The sequence below is a fragment of the Flavobacterium sp. 2 genome (genome assembly GCF_049949195.1).
Lineage (GTDB): Bacteria > Bacteroidota > Bacteroidia > Flavobacteriales > Flavobacteriaceae > Flavobacterium.
In genome coordinates, this window is sequence record NZ_CP188206.1 from 3,950,895 (window position 1) to 3,976,099 (window position 25,205).

A 25,205-nucleotide genomic window follows, 5' to 3' on the forward strand; every position below is an offset into this window, starting at 1 on the left:
CGTATTCGGTTAAACGATTAAACAGATAAACGATTAAACCTTACTATGTTAACAATAATAGATAAGTATATTTTAAAAAGATATTTAGCCACTTTCTCGGTGATGATCTTATTATTTATTCCGATTGGAATTGTAATTGACGTTTCTGAAAAGGTGAATAAAATGCTGGAGAACAAGATTCCGTTTATGGATATTGCACTCTATTATTACAACTTTACTATTTATTTTGCAAATTCACTTTTTCCGATATTTTTGTTTTTATCGGTGATTTGGTTTACTTCAAAATTGGCAAATAATACAGAGATTATTGCGGTTTTAAGTTCTGGAATTTCATTTAGCCGTTTTTTAAGACCTTATATTATTGGTGCTTCAATCGTTTCGGTTTTTGTGCTTTTAATGGGATTTTTTATTGTTCCTGCGGCGAGTGAAGGATTTAATAATTTTAGATATACCTATTTAAAAGGAAATGGAAAAGCAGAGATGCTTGGTAATAACACCAATGTATACAGACAATTAAATGATCACGACTTTATTTATGTAAACAGTTTTAATGAAGAATCTAAAACGGCTTTTAATTTTACACTAGAGCATTTTGAAAAGGAAAAAATGACGTATAAAATTTCAGCAAGCCGAATTAAATGGGATCCAAAAAAGAAAACATATATTTTATACGATTACACTAAAAGAACTGTTGGTGAACTAAATGATATAATCGAAAAAGTTCCTGAAAAAGAACAGAAATTCAAATTTGAATTAGCCGATTTGACTCCGGTTGTTTATATTGCCGAAACACTTTCTTTAGGGAAATTGATCGATTTTATTGATAAAGAAAGAAAAAGAGGTTCAGGAAATATCAATACTTATTTAGTTGTACTTTATAAAAAGTATAGTGTACCGGTTTCTGCCTTTATTTTAACTATTATCGCCGTTGCGGTTTCTTCTATGAAACGTCGTGGCGGAATGGGAACGAATCTGGCTATCGGAATTGCAATTGCTTTCTCATTTGTATTCTTTGATAAAATATTTGGAACCCTTGCCGAAAAATCTACATTCTCACCTTTATTAGCTGTTTGGTTCCCGAATATTGTTTTCGGAATTTTAGCAGTTTACCTACTACGTAATGCGAAACGATAATTTAAAAAGTTATTTAAATCTTCATTTAATTGTTTTTATCTGGGGTTTTACAGCCATTTTAGGCGCCTTGATTACTATTGATGCTGAAAATTTGGTTTGGTTCAGAATGCTTCTTGCCATGATTTTTTTGGGAGCATTTATTATTTACAAAAAACAATCTTTTCAGGTTCCGATAAAAGAACTTTTTAAGCTGATATTTGTTGGTTTATTGATTGCATTACACTGGATTTTCTTTTTTAAAGCCATTCATGTTTCTAATGTTTCCATAACACTTTCGATATTTTCTTTAGGCGCTTTTTTTGCCTCATTACTCGAACCGCTTTTTTACGGAAGAAAAATATTGTTTTACGAAGTTTTCTTCGGATTGATAATTATTGCTGGTCTCGCTTTGATTTTACAGGTTGAAATTAAATATCTTACAGGTGTTTATTATGCCTTGGCAGCAATTATTCTTGGTGTATTGTTTACGCTGATGAATGGAAAGTTAATCTCAGATCATGAGCCTTCAGTAATTACATTTTATGAATTTGGTGCAGGAGTTTTCTTTATCACTTTGTATTTTTTAGTGCAGGGAAAATTTTCTGCTGAATTTTTTTCACTGTCATTAAATAACTGGATGTGGTTGTTTATTTTGGCATCGGTTTGTACTGCTTATGCTTTTACTGCATCTGTAAAAGTTATGCAGCGATTAACGCCTTATACAGTAATGTTAACGACTAATTTAGAGCCAGTTTACGGAATTATGCTGGCTTATTTTATTCTTGGCGGAAAAGAAAAAATGAGTGCTGAATTTTATATAGGAGCCGTAATAATCATCATTACAGTTATTTTAAATGGTGTTTTTAAACATTATAAAAACAAGAAAGAAGTGTAATAGTTTACTTATCTTTTAATTCACAATTTGATACTTTACTAACAATTAACTATGCCAATGATATAATATTTTTATATTTGCGGTTCGATTTAAAAACAAAATTCAAAAATCCATGGAATATTTAGATTTTGAGCTTCCAATCAAAGAACTTGAAGAACAGTTGCAAAAGTGTGTTGTAATTGGAAAAGAATCTGAGGTTGATGTAACAGCAACTTGCAAGGAAATCAACAAAAAATTAGTAGAAACTAAGAAAGAAATATATAAAAACCTTACGGCTTGGCAGCGTGTACAATTGTCAAGACACCCAAACAGACCTTACACTTTAGATTATATCAGAGCAATTTGCGGTGATACATTTCTAGAACTTCATGGAGACAGAGGCTTTAAAGATGATAAAGCAATGGTTGGTGGTCTTGGAAAAATAAACGGTCAGTCGTTTATGATTGTTGGACAGCAAAAAGGTTTTAATACAAAAACACGCCAATACCGTAATTTTGGTATGGCAAATCCAGAAGGATACCGTAAAGCTTTGCGTTTAATGAAAATGGCAGAGAAATTCGGAATTCCGGTTCTTACTTTGGTTGACACTCCGGGTGCATATCCAGGACTTGAAGCAGAGGAAAGAGGACAAGGTGAAGCAATTGCAAGAAATATTTTTGAAATGGTTCGTTTACAAGTGCCAATCATCACAATTATTGTTGGTGAAGGTGCTTCTGGAGGAGCTTTAGGAATTGGTGTTGGAGATAAAGTTTACATGTTAGAAAATACTTGGTATTCTGTAATCTCACCAGAATCTTGTTCTTCAATTTTATGGAAAAGCTGGGAGTACAAAGAACGTGCTGCTGATGCTTTGAAATTGACTTCATCAGACATGAAAAAACAAAAATTAGTTGATGATGTAATTCCTGAACCACTAGGCGGAGCGCACTACGACCGCGAAACTACTTTTAAAACAGTAGCAGAATACATTACCAAAGGATATAATGAATTGAAAGACTTATCAACAGCCGATCTAATTGCCCAGAGAATGGACAAATATAGTAATATGGGCGAGTATAAAGAGTAAATTCTTACAGATTGATTAAAAATCCGAAGCCTTACAGTTTCGGATTTTTTTTTGGTTATGAACATAAAAAGGATATTTATAAACAATTAATAGTTATAACTCGATAACAATTTTTTTTTAAATTTTGTTACTTTCGCTATATGGAAAATTTCAAAAATGTAAACCCTGTAAAGGTAGATAAAACCACTATTATTAATCTTGAAAAAGGAAAACTTCCTCCGCAAGTAATTGATCTTGAAGAGGCTGTTCTTGGTGCGATGATGATTGATAAAAAGGGTGTAGATGATGTAATTGATATTTTGCAGCCTGATGCTTTTTACAAAGACGCACACAAACATATTTTTGAGGCAATTTTACAGCTTTTTACCGAAACACAGCCAATCGATTTATTGACTGTTTCAACGCAGTTAAAGAAAAATGGAAAGTTAGATGTAGCGGGTGGTGATTTTTATTTGATTCAGCTTACGCAGAAAATTGCTTCGTCTGCGCATATTGAGTTTCACTCACGTATTATTCTGCAGAAATTCATTCAAAGAAGTTTGATCAGAATTTCTTCTGAAATTATCGAAGAATCGTATGATGAAACTACAGACGTTTTTGATTTATTAGATAAAGCCGAATCTAAATTATACGAAGTAACTCAGGGAAATATCAAGCGTAGTTCTGAAACTGCGCAGAGTTTGGTTCTTCAGGCGAAAAAACGTATTGAAGAAATTGCTGGAAAAGAAGGTTTGAGTGGTATTGCAACTGGTTTTGAAAAATTAGATGAGGTAACATCTGGATGGCAGCCTTCGGATTTGATTATTATTGCGGCTCGTCCGGGTATGGGTAAAACGGCTTTCGTACTTTCGATGGCACGAAATGTCGCTATTCAGTTTGGACATGCAGTGGCAGTTTTCTCTCTGGAGATGGCATCGGTTCAGTTGATTACAAGGCTTATTTCTTCTGAAACAGGATTGTCTTCAGAAAAATTAAGAACTGGAAAATTAGAAAAACACGAATGGGAGCAATTAAGTACTAAAGTTAAAAACTTAGAAAAAGCCCCATTATTTATTGATGATACACCTTCGCTTTCGATATTCGATTTACGTGCAAAATGCCGTCGTTTGGCTTCGCAACATGGAATTAAATTAATCATTATTGACTACTTGCAGTTAATGACTGCTGGAGGAAACGGAAAAGGAGGAGGAAACCGTGAGCAGGAGATCTCGACAATTTCCCGAAACTTAAAAGCTTTAGCAAAAGAGTTAAACGTGCCGGTTATTGCACTTTCTCAGTTATCGCGTGCCGTTGAGACTCGTGGATCTAGTAAACGTCCTTTGCTTTCGGATCTTCGTGAATCTGGAGCGATTGAGCAGGATGCCGATATTGTATCGTTTATTTATCGTCCTGAATATTATAAAATTGAAGAATGGGATGATGATGAGGCATCTCCAACTGCAGGTCAGGCTGAGTTTATTATAGCCAAACACCGTAATGGTGGACTTGAGAATATTCGTTTGAAATTCTTAGGACATTTAGGTAAGTTCGACAATCTTGAAGAATTTACCGGTGGATTTGATGATTTGCCTTCAAAAATGAATCACGACGATAATCCATTTATTACTAAAAATCTTCCTTCAGCGAATGAAGCTTTTGGAAGCAATCTAAATGACGATGACGATGACAGTGATGTACCATTCTAAATACAATTTAAAAACCTTTTTATAAGGTTTTTTTTATGTCTTAATGTTAAATTTATTAATAAAATTCAGTAGATTAGCGAATCGATTGTTAAAGAATCGCATAATTAACTGTAACCAATAAACAAATTATATATTATGGCAAATGAAAGATTACCTGAAAAAGACACTGACATTACTTTAGAAGTAGCTCAAGGATGGGTTGCAAAATGGAAAAAACAAACTGACGAAGAAACTGCAAAAAAACGTGTTAACTCGTTTTTAATTCCAAAAGTCAATTTAGAAAAAGTTTTAGCACAAGGAATCGATGCTGCAAGAGCTTACATTGGAATAAATGATCAAGGGTTACAAACATTGATGATAGTTGGAACAACTTATAATGAGAAAACTGGAATTTATGAAGATCAAATTCCTAATTACAAAGATGGAGTAGCTGAAGACGGTGCAGGTATTTATGATTTTACAGAACCAAGCCCTCCTGCTACCGCAGATCCAAATAGTCCTATGAACGAATAAAAGTATGCATTCATTTCTTGTAAACTGTGGATACGTTTTCTTGTTCCTTAATTTTATTTTGTATACCATAAAATTCCCTGGAAAAAACAAGGCATATAAAGTGTTTGTAATTTACTTGCTAATTATTGTATGTGTACAGATTGCAGGAAGAATATGTATGATAAAAAAAGTTAGTAATTTATTTTTATCGCATATTTATTTTATTGGACAGTTTATTGCACTGAGTATTTTTTATTTAAAATTAGTAAAAGATCAATTCCAGAAGAAAGTTATTAAAATTGGATTTGTGCTAGTTTTGTTGACCTTAGGTATTCAATATGGTGTAAAACCAGAAATGTTTTTGAAATTTAATTTATATGAAATTTTTATTACTTCGTTTTTGTTAATTATTTACGCAGTTTTTCATTTTTACAATATGCTGGATGAGAAGAAAGAATTTTACTACATAAATATGGGACTTTTATTGTACCTCTTTGCGAGTACAATTCTATTTCTGATAGGTAATTTGACAACAAAATTCAGTAAAGATTTTAGCATGATAACTTGGACTATAAATGCAATTTTGGTTATAGTATATCATTTATTTTTCTTGTACGAATGGAAAGTAAGTTATTTCAGAACGAAGACAATTAATTCTAACTGATTATTTAAAACAATGGTAAAAAAAACAACTTTATTTGGGTTTGCAGGAGCCGCAATTATAATGTTTTCCTGTCAAAAAGATAATTCACTAGATAATGGTTCTGCAGTTTTGGCTAAAGAACAAGAGAATTGGCTAACAGCAAGTTTAGATGCTAATTTTGCAAATTCCCAAAAACAAGTTACCGCTTATTTGTTTTCAACTGATGAACTTTCTAAACTAGTAAAAACTCCAAATGTAGAAAATGTGCAATTTATTTTGGGCTATAGTGAAAATACACTGCAGTTCAAAGCAATTGGAGTTGACAAATCTGGTAAAGAGCTTGTAAGTGTTGATTCGAATATTTTAAAAGATCCTTCATTTGATGATAAATTAGCTAAACTGGAAAATGGCGAAACCAGTAAAACTGATAAAGGATCGGCTCTTTTAAATGAACATTTAATGTTGTCTAAAGAAGCTTACGACGGTATTGTTGCCTGGCAGAATAAATTGAAAACGGTAACTGATTTAAACGAAGTAACTTCATATGAAGGAGCACGTTTTCAGCATTACAGTTTAGAGGCTGCTGTTATAGCTGAAATGCTTAAAGGACATAATACTGCAAACATTGGGTTGTTTCTTGGACTTAATGAAAAAGGAAAAGTGACAACTATTTTAATAGAGTTGGATAAAAACAATGCTATCAAATCAAAATCATCTTTTACAGGGAAGACAATGGATAATCCTGAAGATGTTTATGATGGTACACGTCCTTCACCTCCATTTTAAGAATAATTATTTAAGTATCAGGCAAAACCTTAATCAGAATATAGTTCTGGTTAAGGTTTTCGATATTTAGAAAAAAGTAAAGTTTATTAAAAATAATAATTTAAAGAGTTCATCCCCCTAAATTAATAATTATGAAAAAAACAACTTTATTCGGGCTCGCAGGAGCCGCATTAATTATGTTTTCTTGTCAAAAAGACAATTCACAAGAAAGCAGTTCTGCAGTTTCGACAACAGAGCAAGAGAATTGGCTCACAGCCAAATTAGATGCTGATTTCGCAAGCTCACAAAAACAAGTTACTGCTTATTTGTTTTCAACAGATGAACTTTCTAAACTGGTAGAAACTCCAAATATCGAAAATGTGCAATTTGTTTTGGGTTATAGCGATAACACAGTGCAAATTAAAGTTATTGGAGTTGATAAATCAGGTAAAGAACTTGCTAGTCTTGATTCAAAAATATTGAAAGATCCTTCGTATGATGATAAATTGGCAAAGCTAAAAAATGGCGAAACCAGTAAAACGGATAAAGGATCAGCTCTTTTAAATGAGCATTTAATGTTGTCTAAAGAGGCTTATGACGCTATCGTTGCATGGCAGAATAAATTAAAAACGGTAACTGATTTAAACGAAGTAACTTCATATGAAGGAGCACGTTTTCAACATTATAGCTTAGAGGCTGCTGTTGTAGCTGAAATGCTTAAAGGTCAAAATACCACAAATATTGGATTGTTTTTAGGTCTTAACGGACTTGGAAAAGTAACTACAATTTTGGTTGAGCTGGATAAAAATAATGCCATTAAGTCAAAAACATCTTTTACAGGAAAGACAATGGATAATCCAGAGGATGTTTATGATGGTGTACGCCCTTCGCCTCCATATTAATTTTTGGTATTATTGCCTTTATCAGAATACTGTTTTGAAAGGTTTTTTATCAAACAAGTTGTAAAATAGTTACCCTAAATCCTAAATATGAAAAAAACAATTTTATTCGGGCTCGCTGGAGCCGCATTAATTATGTTTTCTTGTCAAAAAGACAACTCTCAGGAGAATAGTTCTGCAGTTTCGGCAACAGAGCAAGAGAATTGGCTGACAGCCAAATTAGATGCTGATTTCGCAAATTCTCAAAAACAAGTTACAGCTTATTTATTTTCAACAGATGAACTTTCTAAATTGGTAGAAACTCCAAATGTAGAAAATGTGCAATTTATTTTGGGCTATAGCAATAACACAGTACAAATTAAAGTTATTGGAGTTGACAAATCAGGCAAAGAACTTGCAAGTGTTGATTCTAAAATATTGAAAGATCCATCTTATGATGATAAATTAGCAAAGCTTGGAAATGGCGAAACCAGTAAAACGGATAAAGGATCTGCTCTTTTAAATGAACATTTAATGTTGTCTAAAGAAGCTTACGACGGCATCGTTGCATGGCAGAATAAATTGAAAACGGTAACTGATTTAAACGAAGTTACATCTTATGAAGGAGCACGTTTTCAGCATTATAGTTTAGAAGCTGCTATTGTAGCTGAAATGTTAAAAGGAAAAGATACACCAAATATTGGATTATTTTTAGGACTTAACGGAATTGGAAAAGTTACTACAATCTTGGTAGAACTTGATAAAAACAATGCTATTAAGTCAAAATCATCTTTAACAGGAAAAACAATGGATAATCCTGAAGATGTTTATGATGGTTCACGTCCTTCACCTCCTTTTTAAGAATTAATTTCTTAAGAAAGTATTGAAACTCTCTCTCAATAAAAATGATGAGAGAGTTTTATTTGAAAAATGTAGCAAGAATTTCAGTTTGAAAGTATAAAAACAAAACTTATTAAATAATTATGAGAGCTCAAGCAATCCCAGAATCCGAAATTGTTGCAACCGCAATATTCAGCTGTGTTTCTTTTTTATTAATGGGGCTTGTTTTAATCTTGTTTTTTTATTTTTCGCGAAAAAAAATAACGCAGAAAGAACTAGAAAAAAGAGACCTTGAAATCTTCCATCAAAGAGAGCAATTGCACGCCATTATTGTTACTCAGGAAGAGGAAAGAAAACGAATTGCACAAGATCTTCATGATGATATTAGTTCTAAACTGAATATTGTTTCTTTAAACACACATTTGTTATCTGCGCCAAATTTAACCGAATCTGAAGTTAAAGAAATCACAGAAAATATTATTGACCTTACCGCTAAAGCTTTAGAAAATTCCCGAAAAATCGCACACAATTTATTGCCTCCTGTTTTTGAAAAATTTGGACTCAACGCAGGTGTGGAGGAATTATGTGCAGAGTTTGAAACCAGTAAATCGGTAAAAGTGTATTATAAAAATGAAATTGATTTTGATGATAAAGATATTGATCGTCATTTGCACATTTTTAGAATTCTTCAGGAATTTATGAATAATTCACTTAGACATGGAAAAGCAACTGAAATCAAAATTTCTTTCTCTGATGAAAATGGAATTTCGACTTGTAATTATCATGATAACGGAATTGGCTTTGACAGTAAAAGCGATGAAAATCAAAAAGGCCTCGGAATGAAAAATATTGAGAGCCGTATTTCTTTCTTAAAAGGAACAATTCAAATTTCTTCAGAAAAAAATAAAGGTTTCACTGCAAATTTTACATTTTAAGTTAAAATGATGTATTATTTGTAGTTTTAAATCGACATATTAGCTTTCTTCGGTTATTGTTTGCTACATATTTTGTAAATTCGGCAAACCAAATGACCAAAAACAGAATAAAAAATGAAAGCTGCTGTTAAAATTGCTTTAGTAGATGATGAAGTTTTATTTCGAAAAGGAATTGCCTTTTTGTTGCAGAGAGAAGAAAATATCGAAATTATTTTTGAAGCATCAAATGGCGAAGAACTTCTGGCCAGCTTAGAAGAAAGCGAAATAAAACCAGATATTATTGTAATGGATTTGAAGATGCCGGTTCTTAACGGCGTCGAAGCCACAAAGATTATTCGTAAATCTTATCCGGATATTAAAATAATTGCCCTTACCAGCTACGATACAAAATCATTTATTGCCAATATGATTCAGGTTGGTGCTGTTGCCTATCTGATAAAAAATACAACTCCAAAAGATTTGATACATACTATTAATGAAGTTGCAAAAAAAGGATTTTATTATAACGAGAATGTATTAAAAATAATTCAGGAAACGATTGTTTCGTCAAAAACATCAAAAGTTAACCTGGAAACTAGTTTTCTTTCTCCTCGTGAAATTGAAATTCTCCAACTTATATGTCAGCAAAAAACAACTACTGAAATTGCAGAACATCTTTTTTTAAGTCCGAGAACAGTTGAGGGGCATCGCAATAATTTGCTTCTTAAAACAGAATCAAGAAATATTGCTGGATTAGTTGTGTATGCGATACAAAATGAAATTGCTGTTTTGACGCTTTAATTTTTTTAGGCTGTTAGAAATTGTATTGACAGAACGTAATACAAGATGATGGTAAGAACTAGTACGCAAATCCCAATTTTTTGAATGACATTTAATCCTTTAGGCTGGTTATTACTTTCGTTAAATTTCATATTTTTCGTTTTCATTGATTTATATCTCAATGATTTGGGATACCAAATGTAATCAGAATTTGCTTTTGTGAAATAGGTGTTTATACCTGTTTTTATATTCTTATATAAAAAGTTAATTTTTTAACTTTTCTTTCAATCATAAAACAAGAGCAACTATAGTATTTTACAAGCTTCCTTTATATCTTTACTAAAATAATTTTTTAATGAAGAAGAGTTTAGTTTTTATCTTTATAGTATTGCTTTCGTTTTCTGCAAAAGCGTCCTTTATTTTACTTCCAATGGACGAAACGACACAGCAAAATCACCTTAAAGCTTACGGAATTACCTATTGGTGTTTGAGTAAAGATTATAAGGCAAGCTGGCTTCTAAATTATAGAGGAGGTTCATTTTTATTGCCTGATGCCGAAGAAATTAGAAAAGAATGTAAAATTCGAGGTGTAAGCTTTGAAGTTTTATCTGATAGTGAAGAAGCGGCAATTTTAAATGATATTTCTAGTCCGTCTCAAAATATGGAATCGGTTATTTTGGAAAAAGCTCCAAAAATTGCGGTGTATACTCCAAAAGGGAAACAACCTTGGGATGATGCGGTAACTTTAGTTCTTACTTATGCCGAAATTCCCTTTACGCCAATATATGATGAAGAAGTTTTGAGCGATCAATTATTATTATATGATTGGCTTCACTTGCATCATGAGGATTTTACAGGTCAATATGGTAAATTTTATGCGGCATATAAAAATACGCCATGGTATATTGATCAGAAAAAAGATGCTGAGGCTTTAGCTGCAAAATTAGGTTATGCCAAAGTTTCTCAGGAAAAAGGAGCTGTTGCCAAAAAAATTCGGGATTTTGTAATTGGTGGTGGTTTTATGTTTGCTATGTGCTCTGCAACAGATAGTTTTGATATTGCACTTGCCGCTGATGGTGTTGATATTTGTGAAGCTATGTTTGATGGTGACCCAAGTGATTCTAATTATCAGTCAAAATTAGATTATGGAAATTCTTTTGCTTTTAAAAATTTCACTTTGGAAAGAAGACCAGAAGTTTATGAGTTTTCAGATATTGATATGACGCTAAAACGTAAAGTTCCAATGGAAAAAGATTATTTTACTTTGATGGAATTTTCAGCAAAATGGGATCCAATTCCGAGTATGTTATGTCAAAACCACACTCAGTTGGTTAAAGGATTTATGGGGCAAACGACTTCGTTTGATACTGCATTAATTAAATCAAATGTTTTAATAATGGGTACCTGTGAATTAAATGGTGAATCAAGATACATTCATGGAGAAAAAGGAAAAGGAATGTTTACTTTTTTTGGAGGACATGATCCGGAAGATTTTCAACATCAAGTTGGAGATCCGCCAACTGTTTTAGATTTGCACCCTAATTCTCCTGGTTATCGATTAATTTTGAACAATGTTTTGTTTCCTGCGGCAAAAAAGAAGAAGCTTAAGACCTAAATTAATTTAAAGAAAATTCCAGCCAAATTGGTAAATGATCGGATATTTTTCGGGCTTCCGTCATTGAATTGAACTTTTTGTAAAACGGAATTATGCCTGAATTTATATAGTTTAGATTTGACGTTTTGTAAAATATATTGTCAAATTCTGAAGCTAGACATTCGGTATTTTTGCATTTTTGTTTTAATGTCGTTTTTTGATTTATTAAAGCAGAAGTATACCCCATTTTCTTTAATGGAAAAAATACCGTATGTGATTGCGGACAATTAAAATCCCCCATAAAAATCAAATTCAAATCAGGGTAGGAGTTAGGTATAAATTTAAAATACTTTATTTCGGTTTCTGGGTTTTTATTTTTGGTGATGGCATGAAAGTTACTTAAAGTGATGGTCTTTTTGCCAATTTCAAATGTGGCGTAATAAGGTTCGCGATCAATTTCTAAAGTATATTTTTTTTCAAGCCACGGTTTCCCTTTTAATTTTGCTTTACTTGTTTTCCAAATAAAGGCATAACGTTCGGCCTTATAACTACTGCTGGTTGTTGGGTCACTGATTGCATAAGCCCATTTTGAGCCTTTTTCGTTTAAAACTGAAGTAAGTTTTGCAATTGCCTGCGCGCCACCATAACCGGCAACAACTTCCTGAATGGCAATGATATCGTAGTCGAGAACTACATTTGCGATAAAGTTTATTTCGGATTCAGATTTTGATTTCCCATAATTTTCTAAATTCCAAGACAGAATTTTTGTTTGTGAAAAAGAAAGGAACGTAAAAAAAGAAAGAACAATGCTTAAAATGGTTTTCATTCGAAATTTAAAAATTCAAATATAAGCATTACAAGTTTTGACTAAAAGGGATTAATTCTTTTTATATCTGTTTTTTAATGCAGTCGAAATAATAATGATTTGTAATACTAGCAGCGCCGGAATAAAAATCATTTTCCATTCAATCTCATAACCACCTGATTTTTCAGATACAAATGCAAAACTTACAGATAGAAAGATACAAAGAAGCATTGTTTTCATAATAATTCTGTTTTTGGTTGTATTAATTTTTGCTAAAAAATTAATGCGATATTTAGGTTTCATTGGTCAGTTAATAGAATTGTACACAAATTTATGAGTATAAAAGGGCATTTCCTTACGGAAAACCGTAATGAAAATGTTAATTAAACCAAACCAAAATCTTTTGCAATAGCAATTAAATGAACATTATTATTTGCTTTAAAATATATTTTTAATTTGTTGATTCGTTTTTCAATACTACTGGTTCCATTTGGCGTTATCGATAATGCTTTGAATTCATTTGAAATATGCTCTAAAATATAGCCTTTTGCTAAAAGCGATAAAATTGAAATATCATATGATTCAATTTCAATTAGAGATTTGTCATTAAAACTAAAAGATAAATCAGATGATAATATTTTTTCTTCATTCTGATAAACTTTCTCAATAGCTTTTCTTAATTCTTCGATACTATTTCTGCCTTTAGATACGTATGCATTAATGCCCAAATCATTGAATAATGATTTTATGCGGTACGATTTGTCTTCTATAGAAAAAATAATTTTTTTTAACTCAGGTTGTACTTTATTAGCGGCTTCAACAAGATCTTCACCACTAGTCAGCTGGTTTTTTCTATGATCAATCTTGAATGATAAATCACTAATTAATAAATCGTAAGGAGCATTATCAGCAATTGCTTTTTTTATTTTTAATAAACCATCATCACAATATTTTACATGGTCGATCATAGGAACTTTTAAGTCTTCAAGTACTTGAATTACAGCTATGCTTATGCTGTCTAAATCTTCGGCAACTAAAACCTTTTTGAACATATAATTTTCTTTTAAATTGGGAATGTAAAACTTACTTTAAAACCTTTGTCAGAATTTTTATCAAAAGTAATAGTTCCTTTTATAGTTTTTATACGGTTTTCCACATTTTGAAGACCATTTTTAAGAATTAGAGGATTATTTGTTGTTCCAACACCATTATCAGCATATAAAACAGTTAAGAGGCTATTCGATATTTTTAATGTAACACTAACTAAGCTTGCTTCGCTGTGTTTTTTCATGTTACGAAACATTTCCTGAAGTACTCTATAGAGCATTATTTTTTTGTTTTTTTCAATTTGGTTCCAACGAACGACATCAAAACCTTGAAGTAGAATGTTCACTTTTTCGGTTTTAAAACCTGAAATCATTTCTTTTAATTCAAAAACATAATTTTCATCAGTGGTAATAAAGCTGTTTTCTTTAGAAATGTTTCTAGTTTTTGAATATATATTTTCAAGGTTATTTAAAAGCTGATCTTTATTTTCATTTTGTTCCAGATTTCCTTTTTTGATGAGGATTAAAGTTTGATACAAATCGTTAGCAAGTTCAGTATCTAATTTTTTAGAAATTCTGGCTTCACTTATATAGATAGCTTCATTTTTTTCTTTTTTACTTTTTTTGAAAAGATGGAAAAATAAAAATAAGAATGCTGAAAGAACAAACGATATAGAAATATATAAAATGATATTACGGTTTTTTTGTCTTTCTAGTTGCAATTCTTTTTCCGCTTTTTGATTTTTTAGTTCTAGATTTTCTTCTTTATCTTTTTTTGAATTATATATAATATCAGCAAATTGATTTTTTGCTTTTTTTCTGCTTACAATAAGGCTGTCAATCTTTCTAATATAAATTTTCCAGTATTTTTTTGAATTTTTGGGATTATCGGCCTCAATAAGTTGTGCCAACATATTAATTTCATTTGTTGAAGATTTTGCTCTTTTTGCACAATAGTAGGCTTTCTCTGCGTTAATTTTTTTTAGCCTTGGATTATTGTATTTTAAATAATATCTGTAAAAAGAGTGATAGCTGCCAATTAGTTCATAATCATCGTTTAGTGTAAGAGTTAATTTTAAGCTTTCGTCAAAGCACTTGAATGCTTGTTCTTTGTGATTTCCAAGATATAAATAGGAAAGGCCTAGATTATACAATAAAGCGGCATGTTGATAATCTGTATTCGAAGGGGTGATTTTATCGACAATTTTGTATTTAGATATTGGTTCTAATAAATCTATCGCCTCTTGATATTTTTTTTGGTGCATATAGACAAATGCAATTTCAGATAATATTCGCGATTTTCGAAATGTAGAAAACGCTGTTTTTAATGCTTTTTTATGATAATATAATGCCTTTTCGTAATCATATGTATACAAATAGTTATAAGCCATGAATGTATAAGCATTGACGGCATACTTTACATTGGTTGTTTTTTCTAAATAGGGGAATCCTTTTATAAGTGTGGCTTCTGCTTCGTAATAATCACCATATCGTTGCAGGATTTCAACCATATGATTTAATGAGCCAACATAGTAATCTGCATAATCTTCTTTTGGATTACATAATAATTGTGTTTTGTTGAAATAAAAAAGTGCGCTGTCATGTTTTCCGGAATCAAAAAAAGCAAATGCTTTTTCTTGCATTTGTTTTATTTCGGCTGTACGGTCTTTTTTGATGTATTTTATCTGCAGGTTTTTTGCCTGAGAAAATTGTATAGAAAAAATTGTTGCCAATACGATAGAAAAGAATAGCAAGTAAAAAACAACGAGTTTTTTGTAAAAAAAACGAATTAAGTTCTTAATTATCATAATGGGAATTTAATTAGAACTTTAAAACCTTTTCCAAACTCTGAATGAATATCGATTTCGCCTTGAATACTATGAATTCGATTTTCCATATTGTGCAAGCCGTTTTTCAAAATCATTTTGCTTGTATCTATTCCTTTCCCATTATCAGTATAATTGATTATAATAGTATTGTCTTTTTCTTTAAAAGTTATTGCAACTAAGCTGGCCTCGCTATGTTTTTTCATGTTTACAAGTAATTCTTGTATAGCTCTGTAAACTGATATTTTTTTTATTTTATCGACTTTATTCCACGAAATTGTGTCCAAATCATTTAGTAGAAGATTTACATTAGTGGTGTTGAATCTCGAAATCATTTCTTTAAGCTGAACAGTAAAATTCTGATCGCTCAAAACGGGATTATTTTCCTTTGAAATATTTCGCGTTCGGGAATAAATATCATCTATCTTTTTTAATAAATGAGTACTGTTTTCTTCAGCAGAAAGATTTTTGTTTTCTATAAATGCCATAGCATGATAGACATCATTAGCTAATTCATCATGTAATTTTTTTGACATTCTAGTTTCACTCTGATAAGTTGCTTCAATTTTTTCACGATTTGCTCGTGCGGTTAAATAAAAATAAAGAAAGATAATAAGGCATAATGCTACTATGATTATGACATATGAAATGATATTTCTTCTTTCCTGTTTTTCTATTTGAAGCTCATTTTTAATTTTTTGAGCTTTTAGTTTTAAGTTTTCTATTTTTTCTTTTTTAGAATCATATTTAATTTTTGCAAATTTATTTTTTGCTTTTTGTCTGACTTCATAAATACTATCCACTAATTTTATATATATAAGTGTATTTTTCTTTGTCTCTATATCTGAGCTATTATTTATAATCAATTTCAGAGCAAGTAAACAATCATCAATATTGCCGGCCGAAGTGAAATTTTCATAACTTAATTTTGCATATTTCATTGATAAAGCTGCATTGTCTTTTTCATAATAGTCAGCAAGATTATAATAAGTTCGGCCCAGGCCATCTTGATCTTTTGCTTCAGATTTTATTTCAATACTTTTTTGAAAATAAGACAATGCTCTAGGATCCTTAAGTCTATAATAGCAATGCCCAATATAATCGAGTATTTTTGAATAATATGCGGGGTTTTGTTGTATAATTTTTTCTTTACTTATTGAAAGAAAAATTCGCAGGGCTTCATTGAATTTTCGCTGTTTTATATAAATAACGGCGATATTATTTTCTGCTTCAAGTTTATTAATTCGATTGCTTTTTAAAATAAATGCTTTAGAATAATAATAAATAGCATTCGGGTAGTCATAAGTATAATAATAATTTCTGCCTAAAACGCTATAGATATTCCATACATATTCTGAATCAGTAATTTTATTTAAAAAAGGAAATGTTTCTGTTGCGGTTATAGTGCTTCCAATAAAGTCTTCATGGTCCTGTTGAATTTCGGCCATGTAATACATGCAGTATACATAGCTTTTAGCATCTTCGTTTTGGTTACAGTTTGCTCTTGCTTTATTGTAAAGATAAAATGCGCTATCGAGCTGTTTATTCTTATAAAATAAATCAGCAGCATTAATTATCTTTTCTATTTCGACCTTATTGTTTGTGATTTTCTCTGTACTATTTTTTTTCTTCTGACAGGCAAAAAACAACAGAAGAAGAAACAAAATAGGCCAAGAAAATCGTATTCTTTTTGTAACCATGCGCCAAAAATAGAAAATTATATTTCTTACAACCACGTATAAATACGGTATTTTGTTTTAGTTTGAAAAAAATAAATTTCGGAATCTCATTTACAGGCATATACAAACACACCCTTCAATAGAAGGGTGTGTACGCGTGAATTTGTTGTAAAATTTATCTTTATAAAATTATTCTGCTCTCATTCCGGTAGCAATTCCAATTCTGTTCCAGGCATTAATTGTAATAATGGCTAAAATGATTTCAGCTAGATATTTTTCGTCAAATAGTTTTGCAGCATTTTGATATACTTCTTCTGAAACGTGATTACTAATTAAAGTTATTTCTTCAGTAAGTGCCAATATTGCTTTTTCTTCTTCACTGTAAAAATCAGCTTCACGCCAAGCACTTAGCAAATAAATGCGTTGTTCCGTTACGCCTAATTTTCTTGCATCCGCTGTATGCATGTTTATACAATAAGCACAGCCGTTGATTTGCGATGCTCTAATTTTGATTAACTCCTTGTGTACTGGAGATAGGGAAGTAGAAGCAATATATTTTTCTAGGCCTAACATGGCTTGGTAAGCTTCAGGGGCAACTTGCGGGATAACGATTCTTGATTTCATTTTTATATGTTTTAAAAGTTCATTACAAAGGTCAGTAATGTATGCTTGTAAAAACTTGAACTACTTCAAGAAAGTCGAATCAGACTTTTCCTGCCCTAATTTTACTCATAAACTCTGCTGAAAAATCTAAATAAGATGCTATCATATATTGAGGAACACGTTGAACAAATTCTGGGAAATGATCGTTAAAATGATGATATCTTTCTTCAGCCGACATAGTGAATAAGAATTTAATTCGCATTTGCATTGCGCCAAATGTTTTTTGAGATACAATTCTAAAATATCGCTCCAGACTCGGAATTTCAATTAAAAGTGCTTCCAATACAGTTTTCTCAATTGCAATTACTTCTGTGTTTTCTACTGCCTGTAAATAAAAGCTGGATGGAATATGATTGTGGTAGCTCAGATAATCTGTAATCCACCAGTTTTCGATGCCAAATTGTAATGTTTGTTCTACACCTTTCGAGTTGATAATATATTGCCTCATGCAGCCTTTAATTATAAAATAGATAGTGCTGCAAATTTGACCTTCTTCTAATACATGCTCTTTCTTTTTAATTTTAGAAAGAGTAAGAGCCGATTCTAATTTATCAATTTCTGAAGGTTCTAAAACAATGAATTTTCCAATATGATCAAAAAGTGGTTTGTACATAAAAAAGGTTAGGTTTTATGCAAAGTTACTTTTTAAATTTTGTTTGTGATAGAAAATATTAGAGGACAAAATAATTTAATTATAGAAATTGATGGCAAATTTGCTGTTTACTAAGACACCACTAGAAACAGCTGCTTTCCAATTAGCGTTTTCAATAAAGTTTCTAAGCTGGCTAACAATTGAATCGCTGTATTTTTTATTCTCGGGATTTGTAAAGTTAATTTCAATATTAATATCTGATATTTTAGAATCTCTTTTAATAATGAAGTTTGTCTTCGCGAAAAAATCCCTTTGATTTATGCTTTTGATAAAGTCATTTGGAAACTTAAAGACTGTAAAGAAATCTTTTTGAATTTGCCTTTTTTGTTCTAAGAACTCGGATGCACTTGGATATATCAAACAATAGTCGTCTACTCCATTTGGATATTCAAAAGGGATTTCTATTCTACTCATTACATACAAGCTATCTGCGCTTCTTTCAATCTGTTTTGTAAAGTTATGCCCATATTTGAGATTTAATAGCTCATTTGAGGCTTTGTAGTAGCAATTTGTAACTGCAGGGTAGCTTTCTGCTTCGTTTCCAATTCGGTATAATGAAAATTCAGGTTCACTAGAATAACGAAATTCAATTTTCTTTTCTTTAAGTAATTCTTTTAAATAGGAGTGATGTCTTTTGTAATCGCTATCAAGATAACCTTCTGGTTCAATATAGTAAAGAATTTCTTGAAATTTGAAATCCATTTTGGCTCTTTTTATTTCAGAAAGACAATTAGAATCTCGTTTGTCAATTACACCAATTATAGTAGTGATGGAATTCTTGTCTAAAGTATTCTCCTGTGATTTGACTGAGGCAATCTGCAGCATGAACAAAATTAAAATGAGTCTTTTCATTTAAAGTCAATTGAAATTAAAAAAGGATTGAAAACAAAAAACCATTCGCGTTAACGAATGGTTTTCTATAATAAGTAAGTAATCTTAAATTGAGTTTATAAAACGTTTTATTTTACTTTATTAAGAATAGCTTTGAAAGCTTCTGGGTGGTTCATAGCTAAATCTGCAAGAACTTTACGGTTCAATTCGATTCCGTTAGCTTTAACTTTCCCCATGAATTGAGAATAAGACATTCCTTCTAATCTAGCTCCAGCGTTGATACGTTGAATCCATAATGAACGGAAATTTCTTTTGTTTTGTTTTCTATCGCGGTAAGCGTAGCACATTGCTTTCTCTACTGCATTCTTAGCAACTGTCCAAACGTTTTTACGTCTTCCAAAGAAACCTTTGGCTTGCTTCATTATTTTTTTTCTTCTTGCTCTTTTAGCAACTGAATTTACCGATCTTGGCATAATTTTAATGTGTTTTTGTAGCAGGCGTCCTGAATTGAATCAAAGGAACTTAATGGCCATACTCCAAGGTTATATAAATAATTTTTTAACCTAAAGAATTATTAGATAATTCTTAATTGTTGTTTGATGCTTTTCATATCTGTTGAGTGAACTAGCGCTGAGTGAGTCAAAGCTAATTTACGTTTTTTAGATTTTTTAGTCAAGATGTGACTTTTAAAAGCATGCTTTCTTTTAATCTTTCCAGAACCAGTAACTTTAAAACGTTTCTTAGCGCTAGATTTAGTTTTCATTTTAGGCATTTTTCCTAGTGTTTTAATTTATTCTTACTTACTTATATCTTGAGTCAAAAAATTTGAAAGTCAAAAGGCAAAAGTCAGTTTGTGACTTTTGACTTTAAGACTTTGTACTTTAAGACTTATTTCTTTTTCTTAGGAGCAATGAACATAATCATTCTCTTTCCTTCCAAAACTGGCATCGCTTCAACTTTACCATGTTCTTCCAAATCCGTAGCCAAACGCAATAATAAAATTTGCCCTTGATCTTTATAGATGATAGAACGTCCTTTAAAGAATACGAAAGCTTTTAATTTTGCACCTTCTTTAAGGAACTTTTCAGCATTCTTTCTTTTAAATTCATAATCATGCTCATCTGTTTGAGGACCAAAACGAATTTCTTTTACTACAACCTGAGTTGACTTAGCTTTTAGAGCTTTATCACGTTTCTTTTGTTCGTAAACAAATTTCTTGTAATCCATGATTTTACAAACCGGTGGCTCAGCATTTGGTGAAATTTCAACCAAATCTAATTCGAACTGATCTGCTAATCGCAAAGCATCTGCAAGTTTAAAAACACCTGGTTCGATGTTTTCACCCACTAGTCTTACTTCTTGTACACCACGGATATTGTTATTTATCCTGTGTGCGTCCTTTTTTTCTACTCGAGGTTGAAAACCTCTGTTGCTTCTTATTGCTATGACTTTATAATTTAAGTTAAACTGTAAAAACTTTTAATGTTTTTTTTATTTCTTCGTTTACAATCGAAGCAAATTCTTCGATAGAAACTGTAATGTTACCTTTTCCTTCTTGTCCGTGGCGACGAATAGAAATAGTGCCGTTTTTCTCTTCTTCTTCGCCTACAATCAGCATAAATGGGATTTTTTGCATTTCTGCATCCCTAATTTTCTTGCCAATTGTCTCGTTTCGATTGTCAATTAGGGCGCGAATTTCGTGATTTTCTAGCAAATCTAAAACTTTTTTAGCATAATTTTCGTATTTCTCGCTCAAAGACAAGATTATAGCCTGTTCAGGCATTAGCCAAAGTGGGAAATTTCCTGCAGTGTGTTCTAGTAAAATTGCTATAAATCGTTCCATAGATCCAAAAGGAGCTCTGTGAATCATAACTGGTCGATGTAATTCATTATCAGCACCTTTATAAGTCAAATCAAAACGCTCTGGCAAGTTGTAATCTACTTGTATTGTTCCTAATTGCCATTGTCTTCCTAAAGCATCTTTTACCATGAAATCCAGTTTAGGACCATAGAATGCTGCTTCACCATATTCTACAACAGTATTAAGACCTTTATCCCTTGCTGCGTTGATAATAGCATTTTCAGCTTTCTCCCAATTTTCGTCAGTACCAATATATTTCTCTCTGTTTTCTTGATCTCTCAATGAAATTTGAGCTGTAAAGTTTTCAAAACCTAATGAACCAAATACATATAATACAAGGTCAATTACTTTTTTAAACTCTTCGTCTAATTGTTCTGGAGTACAGAAAATATGCGCATCATCCTGAGTAAATCCTCTAACACGAGTTAAACCGTGTAATTCGCCAGATTGCTCATATCTATATACAGTACCAAATTCAGCATAACGTTTTGGCAAGTCTTTATAAGACCAAGGACGAACATTGTAAATCTCACAGTGGTGAGGACAGTTCATTGGTTTCAATAAAAACTCTTCACCTTCTGCTGGAGTGTGAATTGGCTGAAAACTATCAGCGCCATATTTTGCATAGTGACCAGAAGTTACATAAAGTTCTTTTTGACCAATATGTGGACTCACAACTTGCTCGTAACCTGCTTTCTTTTGAGCTCTCTTTAAGAATTGCTCTAAACGTTCTCTAAGTGCAGCGCCTTTTGGTAACCATAGCGGTAAACCTTGACCAACTTTTTGTGAGAAAGCAAATAATTCTAATTCCTTTCCTAATTTACGGTGATCACGGCGTTTTGCTTCTTCAAGAAGTTCAAGGTACTCAGTTAAATCTTTTTGTTTAGGGAAAGAAGTTCCGTAAACACGAGTTAGCTGTTTGTTTTTTTCATCACCTCTCCAGTAAGCACCAGCAACACTCATGATTTTTACAGCTTTGATAATTCCAGTATTTGGAATGTGTCCTCCACGGCATAAATCAGTAAAAGTAGCATGATCACAAAATGTAATAGTTCCGTCTTCTAAATTCGAAATCAATTCAGTTTTGTAAACGTTATCTTTATACATTTCTAAAGCTTCGGCTTTAGTTACAGGACGCATTTTGAAATCGTATTTTCCTCTCGAAATTTCAAGAATACGGTCTTCAATCTTTTTAAAGTCTGCTTCAGAAATTTTCTGATCTTCAAAATCAACATCATAATAGAATCCATTAGCAATCGCAGGTCCAAGAGTTAATTTGATCCCAGGGTATAATTCCTCAAGAGCTTGCGCCATTACGTGCGAAGTCGAATGCCAGAAAGCTTTTTTACCTTCAGCATCATTCCAAGTATATAATATAAGATTACCATCGGTCGTCAATGGAGTCTCGGTTTCAATAGTTGTACCATTAAAAGATGCAGAAATAACATTTCGTGCAAAACCTTCGCTAATGTTTTTAGCGACCTCCATTGGAGTTACGCCTTGAGCGAACTCTCTAATTGACCCATCGGGTAAAGTAATCTTGATCATTGTTTATAATTTTGTGAATGCAAATATACATGATTACAAAAATACATACAATATATATTGAGAAGATTGCTCTATTATATATATATGTATAAAATGATTACCACATATAATAGTAGATTTTGTTTGTACAAGTCGATAGAAATTCAAAACCTGTCGGGTTTGTTTTTTTCTATACATATATATGTATATAGAAAGCTATACTATATAGTAAGAGTAGAAAGCCCGAATTTTGGATTGTATATAAGGAGCTGTTTCCCGCTATCCGCTTCAATCTTTTGCTTTTTAAAGAAAAAAGCAAAAGGATTTCCGCTGCTATCGGGGCTAGGGCAGTTGTTTTCAGCAGAAATCCCCCGAAATAAAAGACCAAAGAGGGCCTTGAATAGAGAAAATCTAATGCTTTGCTGTCTTTCCGGGATCAAAAGCGCCGGAGAATCCACTTCAAAAGGTTGTTTCCTTATCATAAAAGAAGCCGAAAGATTAAAAATCCGCTAAAAGCTGGATATGAAAACCCGCTAAAATCATGAAAACCTCACTGTAATTCAGAAAAACGCTACAAAGAATCAAAAAAAAATGATTTGTAAAGAATCCGTTATCAGTGAGTTAAGAAATAATCCGAAAAAAGATGAAAAAAAGAGGCTAAAAAAGCTTGTATAACTGAATAAAGGTTCTACTTTTGCACCCGCAACAACGAAAGGCGTTCACTGAAATACTGGCAAGCGAGACGATTTAAACTGAAAAATATTTTCAAAAAAAGATTTCGAAAAGCTTGTGAGATTTGAAAATGCTTTTTACATTTGCACCCCGCAAAACACGGAAAGTTCATTGAGAGATTGGGAGGAAAGTTTGGAATATGAGACGAAAAAAAAGTTTCAAATTTTTTTAAATTTTTCTTGCGAGAAACAAAAAGAATTTTTAGTTTTGCACCCGCTTTGAGAGACAAGCGAAGGAAACAAAATTACGTTCGTAGACATATTGAATTGACAGCCGTTCCGATGAGAATCGGAACAAATAGAATAAGAGTAATGGAATCGATAGATTCGAAAAGAACCACTAGAGGAAGCATCGACTATATAATATTAAAATATACGATGAAGAGTTTGATCCTGGCTCAGGATGAACGCTAGCGGCAGGCTTAACACATGCAAGTCGAGGGGTATAGTTCTTCGGAGCTAGAGACCGGCGCACGGGTGCGTAACGCGTATGCAATCTACCTTTCACAGAGGGATAGCCCAGAGAAATTTGGATTAATACCTCATAGTATAGTGAGTTGGCATCAACACACTATTAAAGTCACAACGGTGAAAGATGAGCATGCGTCCCATTAGCTAGTTGGTAAGGTAACGGCTTACCAAGGCAACGATGGGTAGGGGTCCTGAGAGGGAGATCCCCCACACTGGTACTGAGACACGGACCAGACTCCTACGGGAGGCAGCAGTGAGGAATATTGGTCAATGGGCGCAAGCCTGAACCAGCCATGCCGCGTGCAGGATGACGGTCCTATGGATTGTAAACTGCTTTTGTACGAGAAGAAACAACATTACGTGTAATGTCTTGACGGTATCGTAAGAATAAGGATCGGCTAACTCCGTGCCAGCAGCCGCGGTAATACGGAGGATCCAAGCGTTATCCGGAATCATTGGGTTTAAAGGGTCCGTAGGCGGTTTAGTAAGTCAGTGGTGAAAGCCCATCGCTCAACGGTGGAACGGCCATTGATACTGCTGAACTTGAATTATTAGGAAGTAACTAGAATATGTAGTGTAGCGGTGAAATGCTTAGAGATTACATGGAATACCAATTGCGAAGGCAGGTTACTACTAATGGATTGACGCTGATGGACGAAAGCGTGGGTAGCGAACAGGATTAGATACCCTGGTAGTCCACGCCGTAAACGATGGATACTAGCTGTTGGGGGCAACTTCAGTGGCTAAGCGAAAGTGATAAGTATCCCACCTGGGGAGTACGTTCGCAAGAATGAAACTCAAAGGAATTGACGGGGGCCCGCACAAGCGGTGGAGCATGTGGTTTAATTCGATGATACGCGAGGAACCTTACCAAGGCTTAAATGTAGATTGACCGTTTTGGAAACAGAACTTTCGCAAGACAATTTACAAGGTGCTGCATGGTTGTCGTCAGCTCGTGCCGTGAGGTGTCAGGTTAAGTCCTATAACGAGCGCAACCCCTGTTGTTAGTTGCCAGCGAGTCATGTCGGGAACTCTAACAAGACTGCCAGTGCAAACTGTGAGGAAGGTGGGGATGACGTCAAATCATCACGGCCCTTACGCCTTGGGCTACACACGTGCTACAATGGCCGGTACAGAGAGCAGCCACTGGGTGACCAGGAGCGAATCTACAAAGCCGGTCACAGTTCGGATCGGAGTCTGCAACTCGACTCCGTGAAGCTGGAATCGCTAGTAATCGGATATCAGCCATGATCCGGTGAATACGTTCCCGGGCCTTGTACACACCGCCCGTCAAGCCATGGAAGCTGGGGGTGCCTGAAGTCGGTGACCGCAAGGAGCTGCCTAGGGTAAAACTGGTAACTAGGGCTAAGTCGTAACAAGGTAGCCGTACCGGAAGGTGCGGCTGGAACACCTCCTTTCTAGAGCCTCGAATGTTAGTGCTTGCACAC

Annotated in this window: 25 protein-coding genes and 1 rRNA gene; 13 read left to right on the plus strand and 13 right to left on the minus strand. The window is 32.9% G+C overall.

The genetic code is table 11. The features are described from left to right. Window positions 1–45: 45 nt before the first annotated feature. From ACNFIH_RS17285 to ACNFIH_RS17340, 12 genes are all read left to right on the plus strand, one after another. Window positions 46–1,134 carry an LptF/LptG family permease gene (locus ACNFIH_RS17285; protein WP_142451748.1) on the plus strand — a complete coding sequence of 363 codons (1,089 nt, stop codon included), beginning with the start codon at window positions 46–48 and terminating at the stop codon, window positions 1,132–1,134. Then, the gene (locus ACNFIH_RS17290) at window positions 1,121–2,008 is read left to right on the plus strand and encodes a DMT family transporter (protein WP_426484064.1); all 888 of its coding nucleotides are present in this window, start codon (window positions 1,121–1,123) and stop codon (window positions 2,006–2,008) included. The genes ACNFIH_RS17285 and ACNFIH_RS17290 overlap by 14 nt, the downstream gene beginning before the upstream one ends. 112 nt (window positions 2,009–2,120) lie before the next feature. Next, on the plus strand, window positions 2,121–3,074 hold the full coding sequence (locus ACNFIH_RS17295) for an acetyl-CoA carboxylase carboxyltransferase subunit alpha (protein ID WP_426484065.1): 954 nt from the start codon (window positions 2,121–2,123) through the stop codon (window positions 3,072–3,074). A gap of 140 nt (window positions 3,075–3,214) precedes the next feature. Next, window positions 3,215–4,759 carry a replicative DNA helicase gene (gene dnaB, locus ACNFIH_RS17300; RefSeq protein ID WP_035649575.1) on the plus strand — a complete coding sequence of 515 codons (1,545 nt, stop codon included), beginning with the start codon at window positions 3,215–3,217 and terminating at the stop codon, window positions 4,757–4,759. Between the two features lie 135 nt (window positions 4,760–4,894). Beyond that, window positions 4,895–5,272: a hypothetical protein gene (locus tag ACNFIH_RS17305; RefSeq protein WP_426484066.1), complete on the plus strand. Its 378-nt coding sequence runs from the start codon at window positions 4,895–4,897 to the stop codon at window positions 5,270–5,272. Window positions 5,273–5,429: 157 nt separating this feature from the next. Then, window positions 5,430–5,915, plus strand: coding sequence for a hypothetical protein (locus tag ACNFIH_RS17310; RefSeq protein ID WP_426484067.1), 486 nt, complete (start codon window positions 5,430–5,432; stop codon window positions 5,913–5,915). A gap of 12 nt (window positions 5,916–5,927) precedes the next feature. Continuing rightward, on the plus strand, window positions 5,928–6,680 hold the full coding sequence (locus ACNFIH_RS17315) for a hypothetical protein (RefSeq protein WP_426484068.1): 753 nt from the start codon (window positions 5,928–5,930) through the stop codon (window positions 6,678–6,680). Window positions 6,681–6,811: 131 nt separating this feature from the next. Further along, on the plus strand, window positions 6,812–7,561 hold the full coding sequence (locus tag ACNFIH_RS17320; protein WP_426484069.1) for a hypothetical protein: 750 nt from the start codon (window positions 6,812–6,814) through the stop codon (window positions 7,559–7,561). An 87-nt stretch (window positions 7,562–7,648) separates the two neighbouring features. Next, window positions 7,649–8,398 (plus strand): hypothetical protein, encoded by a 750-nt coding sequence (locus tag ACNFIH_RS17325; RefSeq protein WP_426484070.1) that lies wholly within the window; start codon window positions 7,649–7,651, stop codon window positions 8,396–8,398. Between the two features lie 122 nt (window positions 8,399–8,520). Further along, the gene (locus ACNFIH_RS17330; protein WP_426484071.1) at window positions 8,521–9,312 is read left to right on the plus strand and encodes a sensor histidine kinase; all 792 of its coding nucleotides are present in this window, start codon (window positions 8,521–8,523) and stop codon (window positions 9,310–9,312) included. Between the two features lie 114 nt (window positions 9,313–9,426). Next, entirely contained in the window at window positions 9,427–10,092 is a 666-nt protein-coding gene (locus ACNFIH_RS17335; protein ID WP_426484072.1) for a response regulator, read from the plus strand. A gap of 334 nt (window positions 10,093–10,426) precedes the next feature. After that, window positions 10,427–11,686 carry a hypothetical protein gene (locus ACNFIH_RS17340; protein WP_035649564.1) on the plus strand — a complete coding sequence of 420 codons (1,260 nt, stop codon included), beginning with the start codon at window positions 10,427–10,429 and terminating at the stop codon, window positions 11,684–11,686. A gap of 1 nt (window position 11,687) precedes the next feature. Here ACNFIH_RS17340 and ACNFIH_RS17345 read toward each other — a convergent pair whose 3' ends face one another. The 13 genes from ACNFIH_RS17345 to ACNFIH_RS17405 form a co-directional block, all read right to left on the minus strand. Then, window positions 11,688–12,491, minus strand: coding sequence for an endonuclease/exonuclease/phosphatase family protein (locus ACNFIH_RS17345; protein WP_426484073.1), 804 nt, complete (start codon window positions 12,489–12,491; stop codon window positions 11,688–11,690). Between the two features lie 51 nt (window positions 12,492–12,542). Further along, window positions 12,543–12,710, minus strand: coding sequence for a hypothetical protein (locus ACNFIH_RS17350; protein WP_154275323.1), 168 nt, complete (start codon window positions 12,708–12,710; stop codon window positions 12,543–12,545). A 143-nt stretch (window positions 12,711–12,853) separates the two neighbouring features. Beyond that, window positions 12,854–13,522, minus strand: coding sequence for a response regulator (locus ACNFIH_RS17355; protein WP_426484074.1), 669 nt, complete (start codon window positions 13,520–13,522; stop codon window positions 12,854–12,856). 11 nt (window positions 13,523–13,533) lie between these two features. Continuing rightward, window positions 13,534–15,324: a tetratricopeptide repeat-containing sensor histidine kinase gene (locus tag ACNFIH_RS17360; protein WP_426484075.1), complete on the minus strand. Its 1,791-nt coding sequence runs from the start codon at window positions 15,322–15,324 to the stop codon at window positions 13,534–13,536. Next, window positions 15,321–17,042: a tetratricopeptide repeat-containing sensor histidine kinase gene (locus ACNFIH_RS17365; protein WP_426484076.1), complete on the minus strand. Its 1,722-nt coding sequence runs from the start codon at window positions 17,040–17,042 to the stop codon at window positions 15,321–15,323. Before ACNFIH_RS17365 ends, ACNFIH_RS17360 begins: the two co-directional genes overlap by 4 nt. Window positions 17,043–17,210: 168 nt before the next feature. Next, the gene (locus ACNFIH_RS17370) at window positions 17,211–17,645 is read right to left on the minus strand and encodes a carboxymuconolactone decarboxylase family protein (protein ID WP_142451738.1); all 435 of its coding nucleotides are present in this window, start codon (window positions 17,643–17,645) and stop codon (window positions 17,211–17,213) included. Between the two features lie 79 nt (window positions 17,646–17,724). Beyond that, window positions 17,725–18,297, minus strand: a complete 573-nt coding sequence (locus tag ACNFIH_RS17375; RefSeq protein WP_426484077.1) for a Crp/Fnr family transcriptional regulator — start codon at window positions 18,295–18,297, stop codon at window positions 17,725–17,727. A gap of 75 nt (window positions 18,298–18,372) precedes the next feature. After that, complete coding sequence (locus ACNFIH_RS17380; protein WP_426484078.1) at window positions 18,373–19,188, minus strand: hypothetical protein; 816 nt, start codon at window positions 19,186–19,188, stop codon at window positions 18,373–18,375. Window positions 19,189–19,295: 107 nt separating this feature from the next. Further along, a complete protein-coding gene (gene rplT, locus ACNFIH_RS17385) occupies window positions 19,296–19,640 on the minus strand; it encodes a 50S ribosomal protein L20 (RefSeq protein WP_035649542.1) in 345 nt (114 codons plus the stop codon). 101 nt (window positions 19,641–19,741) lie between these two features. Next, window positions 19,742–19,939, minus strand: a complete 198-nt coding sequence (gene rpmI / locus ACNFIH_RS17390) for a 50S ribosomal protein L35 (protein ID WP_007810722.1) — start codon at window positions 19,937–19,939, stop codon at window positions 19,742–19,744. Between the two features lie 116 nt (window positions 19,940–20,055). Next, window positions 20,056–20,607, minus strand: a complete 552-nt coding sequence (gene infC, locus ACNFIH_RS17395) for a translation initiation factor IF-3 (RefSeq protein ID WP_081909355.1) — start codon at window positions 20,605–20,607, stop codon at window positions 20,056–20,058. A 22-nt stretch (window positions 20,608–20,629) separates the two neighbouring features. Beyond that, the gene (gene thrS / locus ACNFIH_RS17400) at window positions 20,630–22,576 is read right to left on the minus strand and encodes a threonine--tRNA ligase (protein ID WP_035649539.1); all 1,947 of its coding nucleotides are present in this window, start codon (window positions 22,574–22,576) and stop codon (window positions 20,630–20,632) included. A 200-nt stretch (window positions 22,577–22,776) separates the two neighbouring features. Next, on the minus strand, window positions 22,777–23,037 hold the full coding sequence (locus tag ACNFIH_RS17405; RefSeq protein ID WP_426484079.1) for a hypothetical protein: 261 nt from the start codon (window positions 23,035–23,037) through the stop codon (window positions 22,777–22,779). Between the two features lie 624 nt (window positions 23,038–23,661). Here ACNFIH_RS17405 and ACNFIH_RS17410 point away from each other — a divergent pair. Continuing rightward, window positions 23,662–25,175: ribosomal RNA gene (locus ACNFIH_RS17410) — 16S ribosomal RNA — on the plus strand. The last annotated feature ends 30 nt before the right edge of the window (window positions 25,176–25,205 follow it).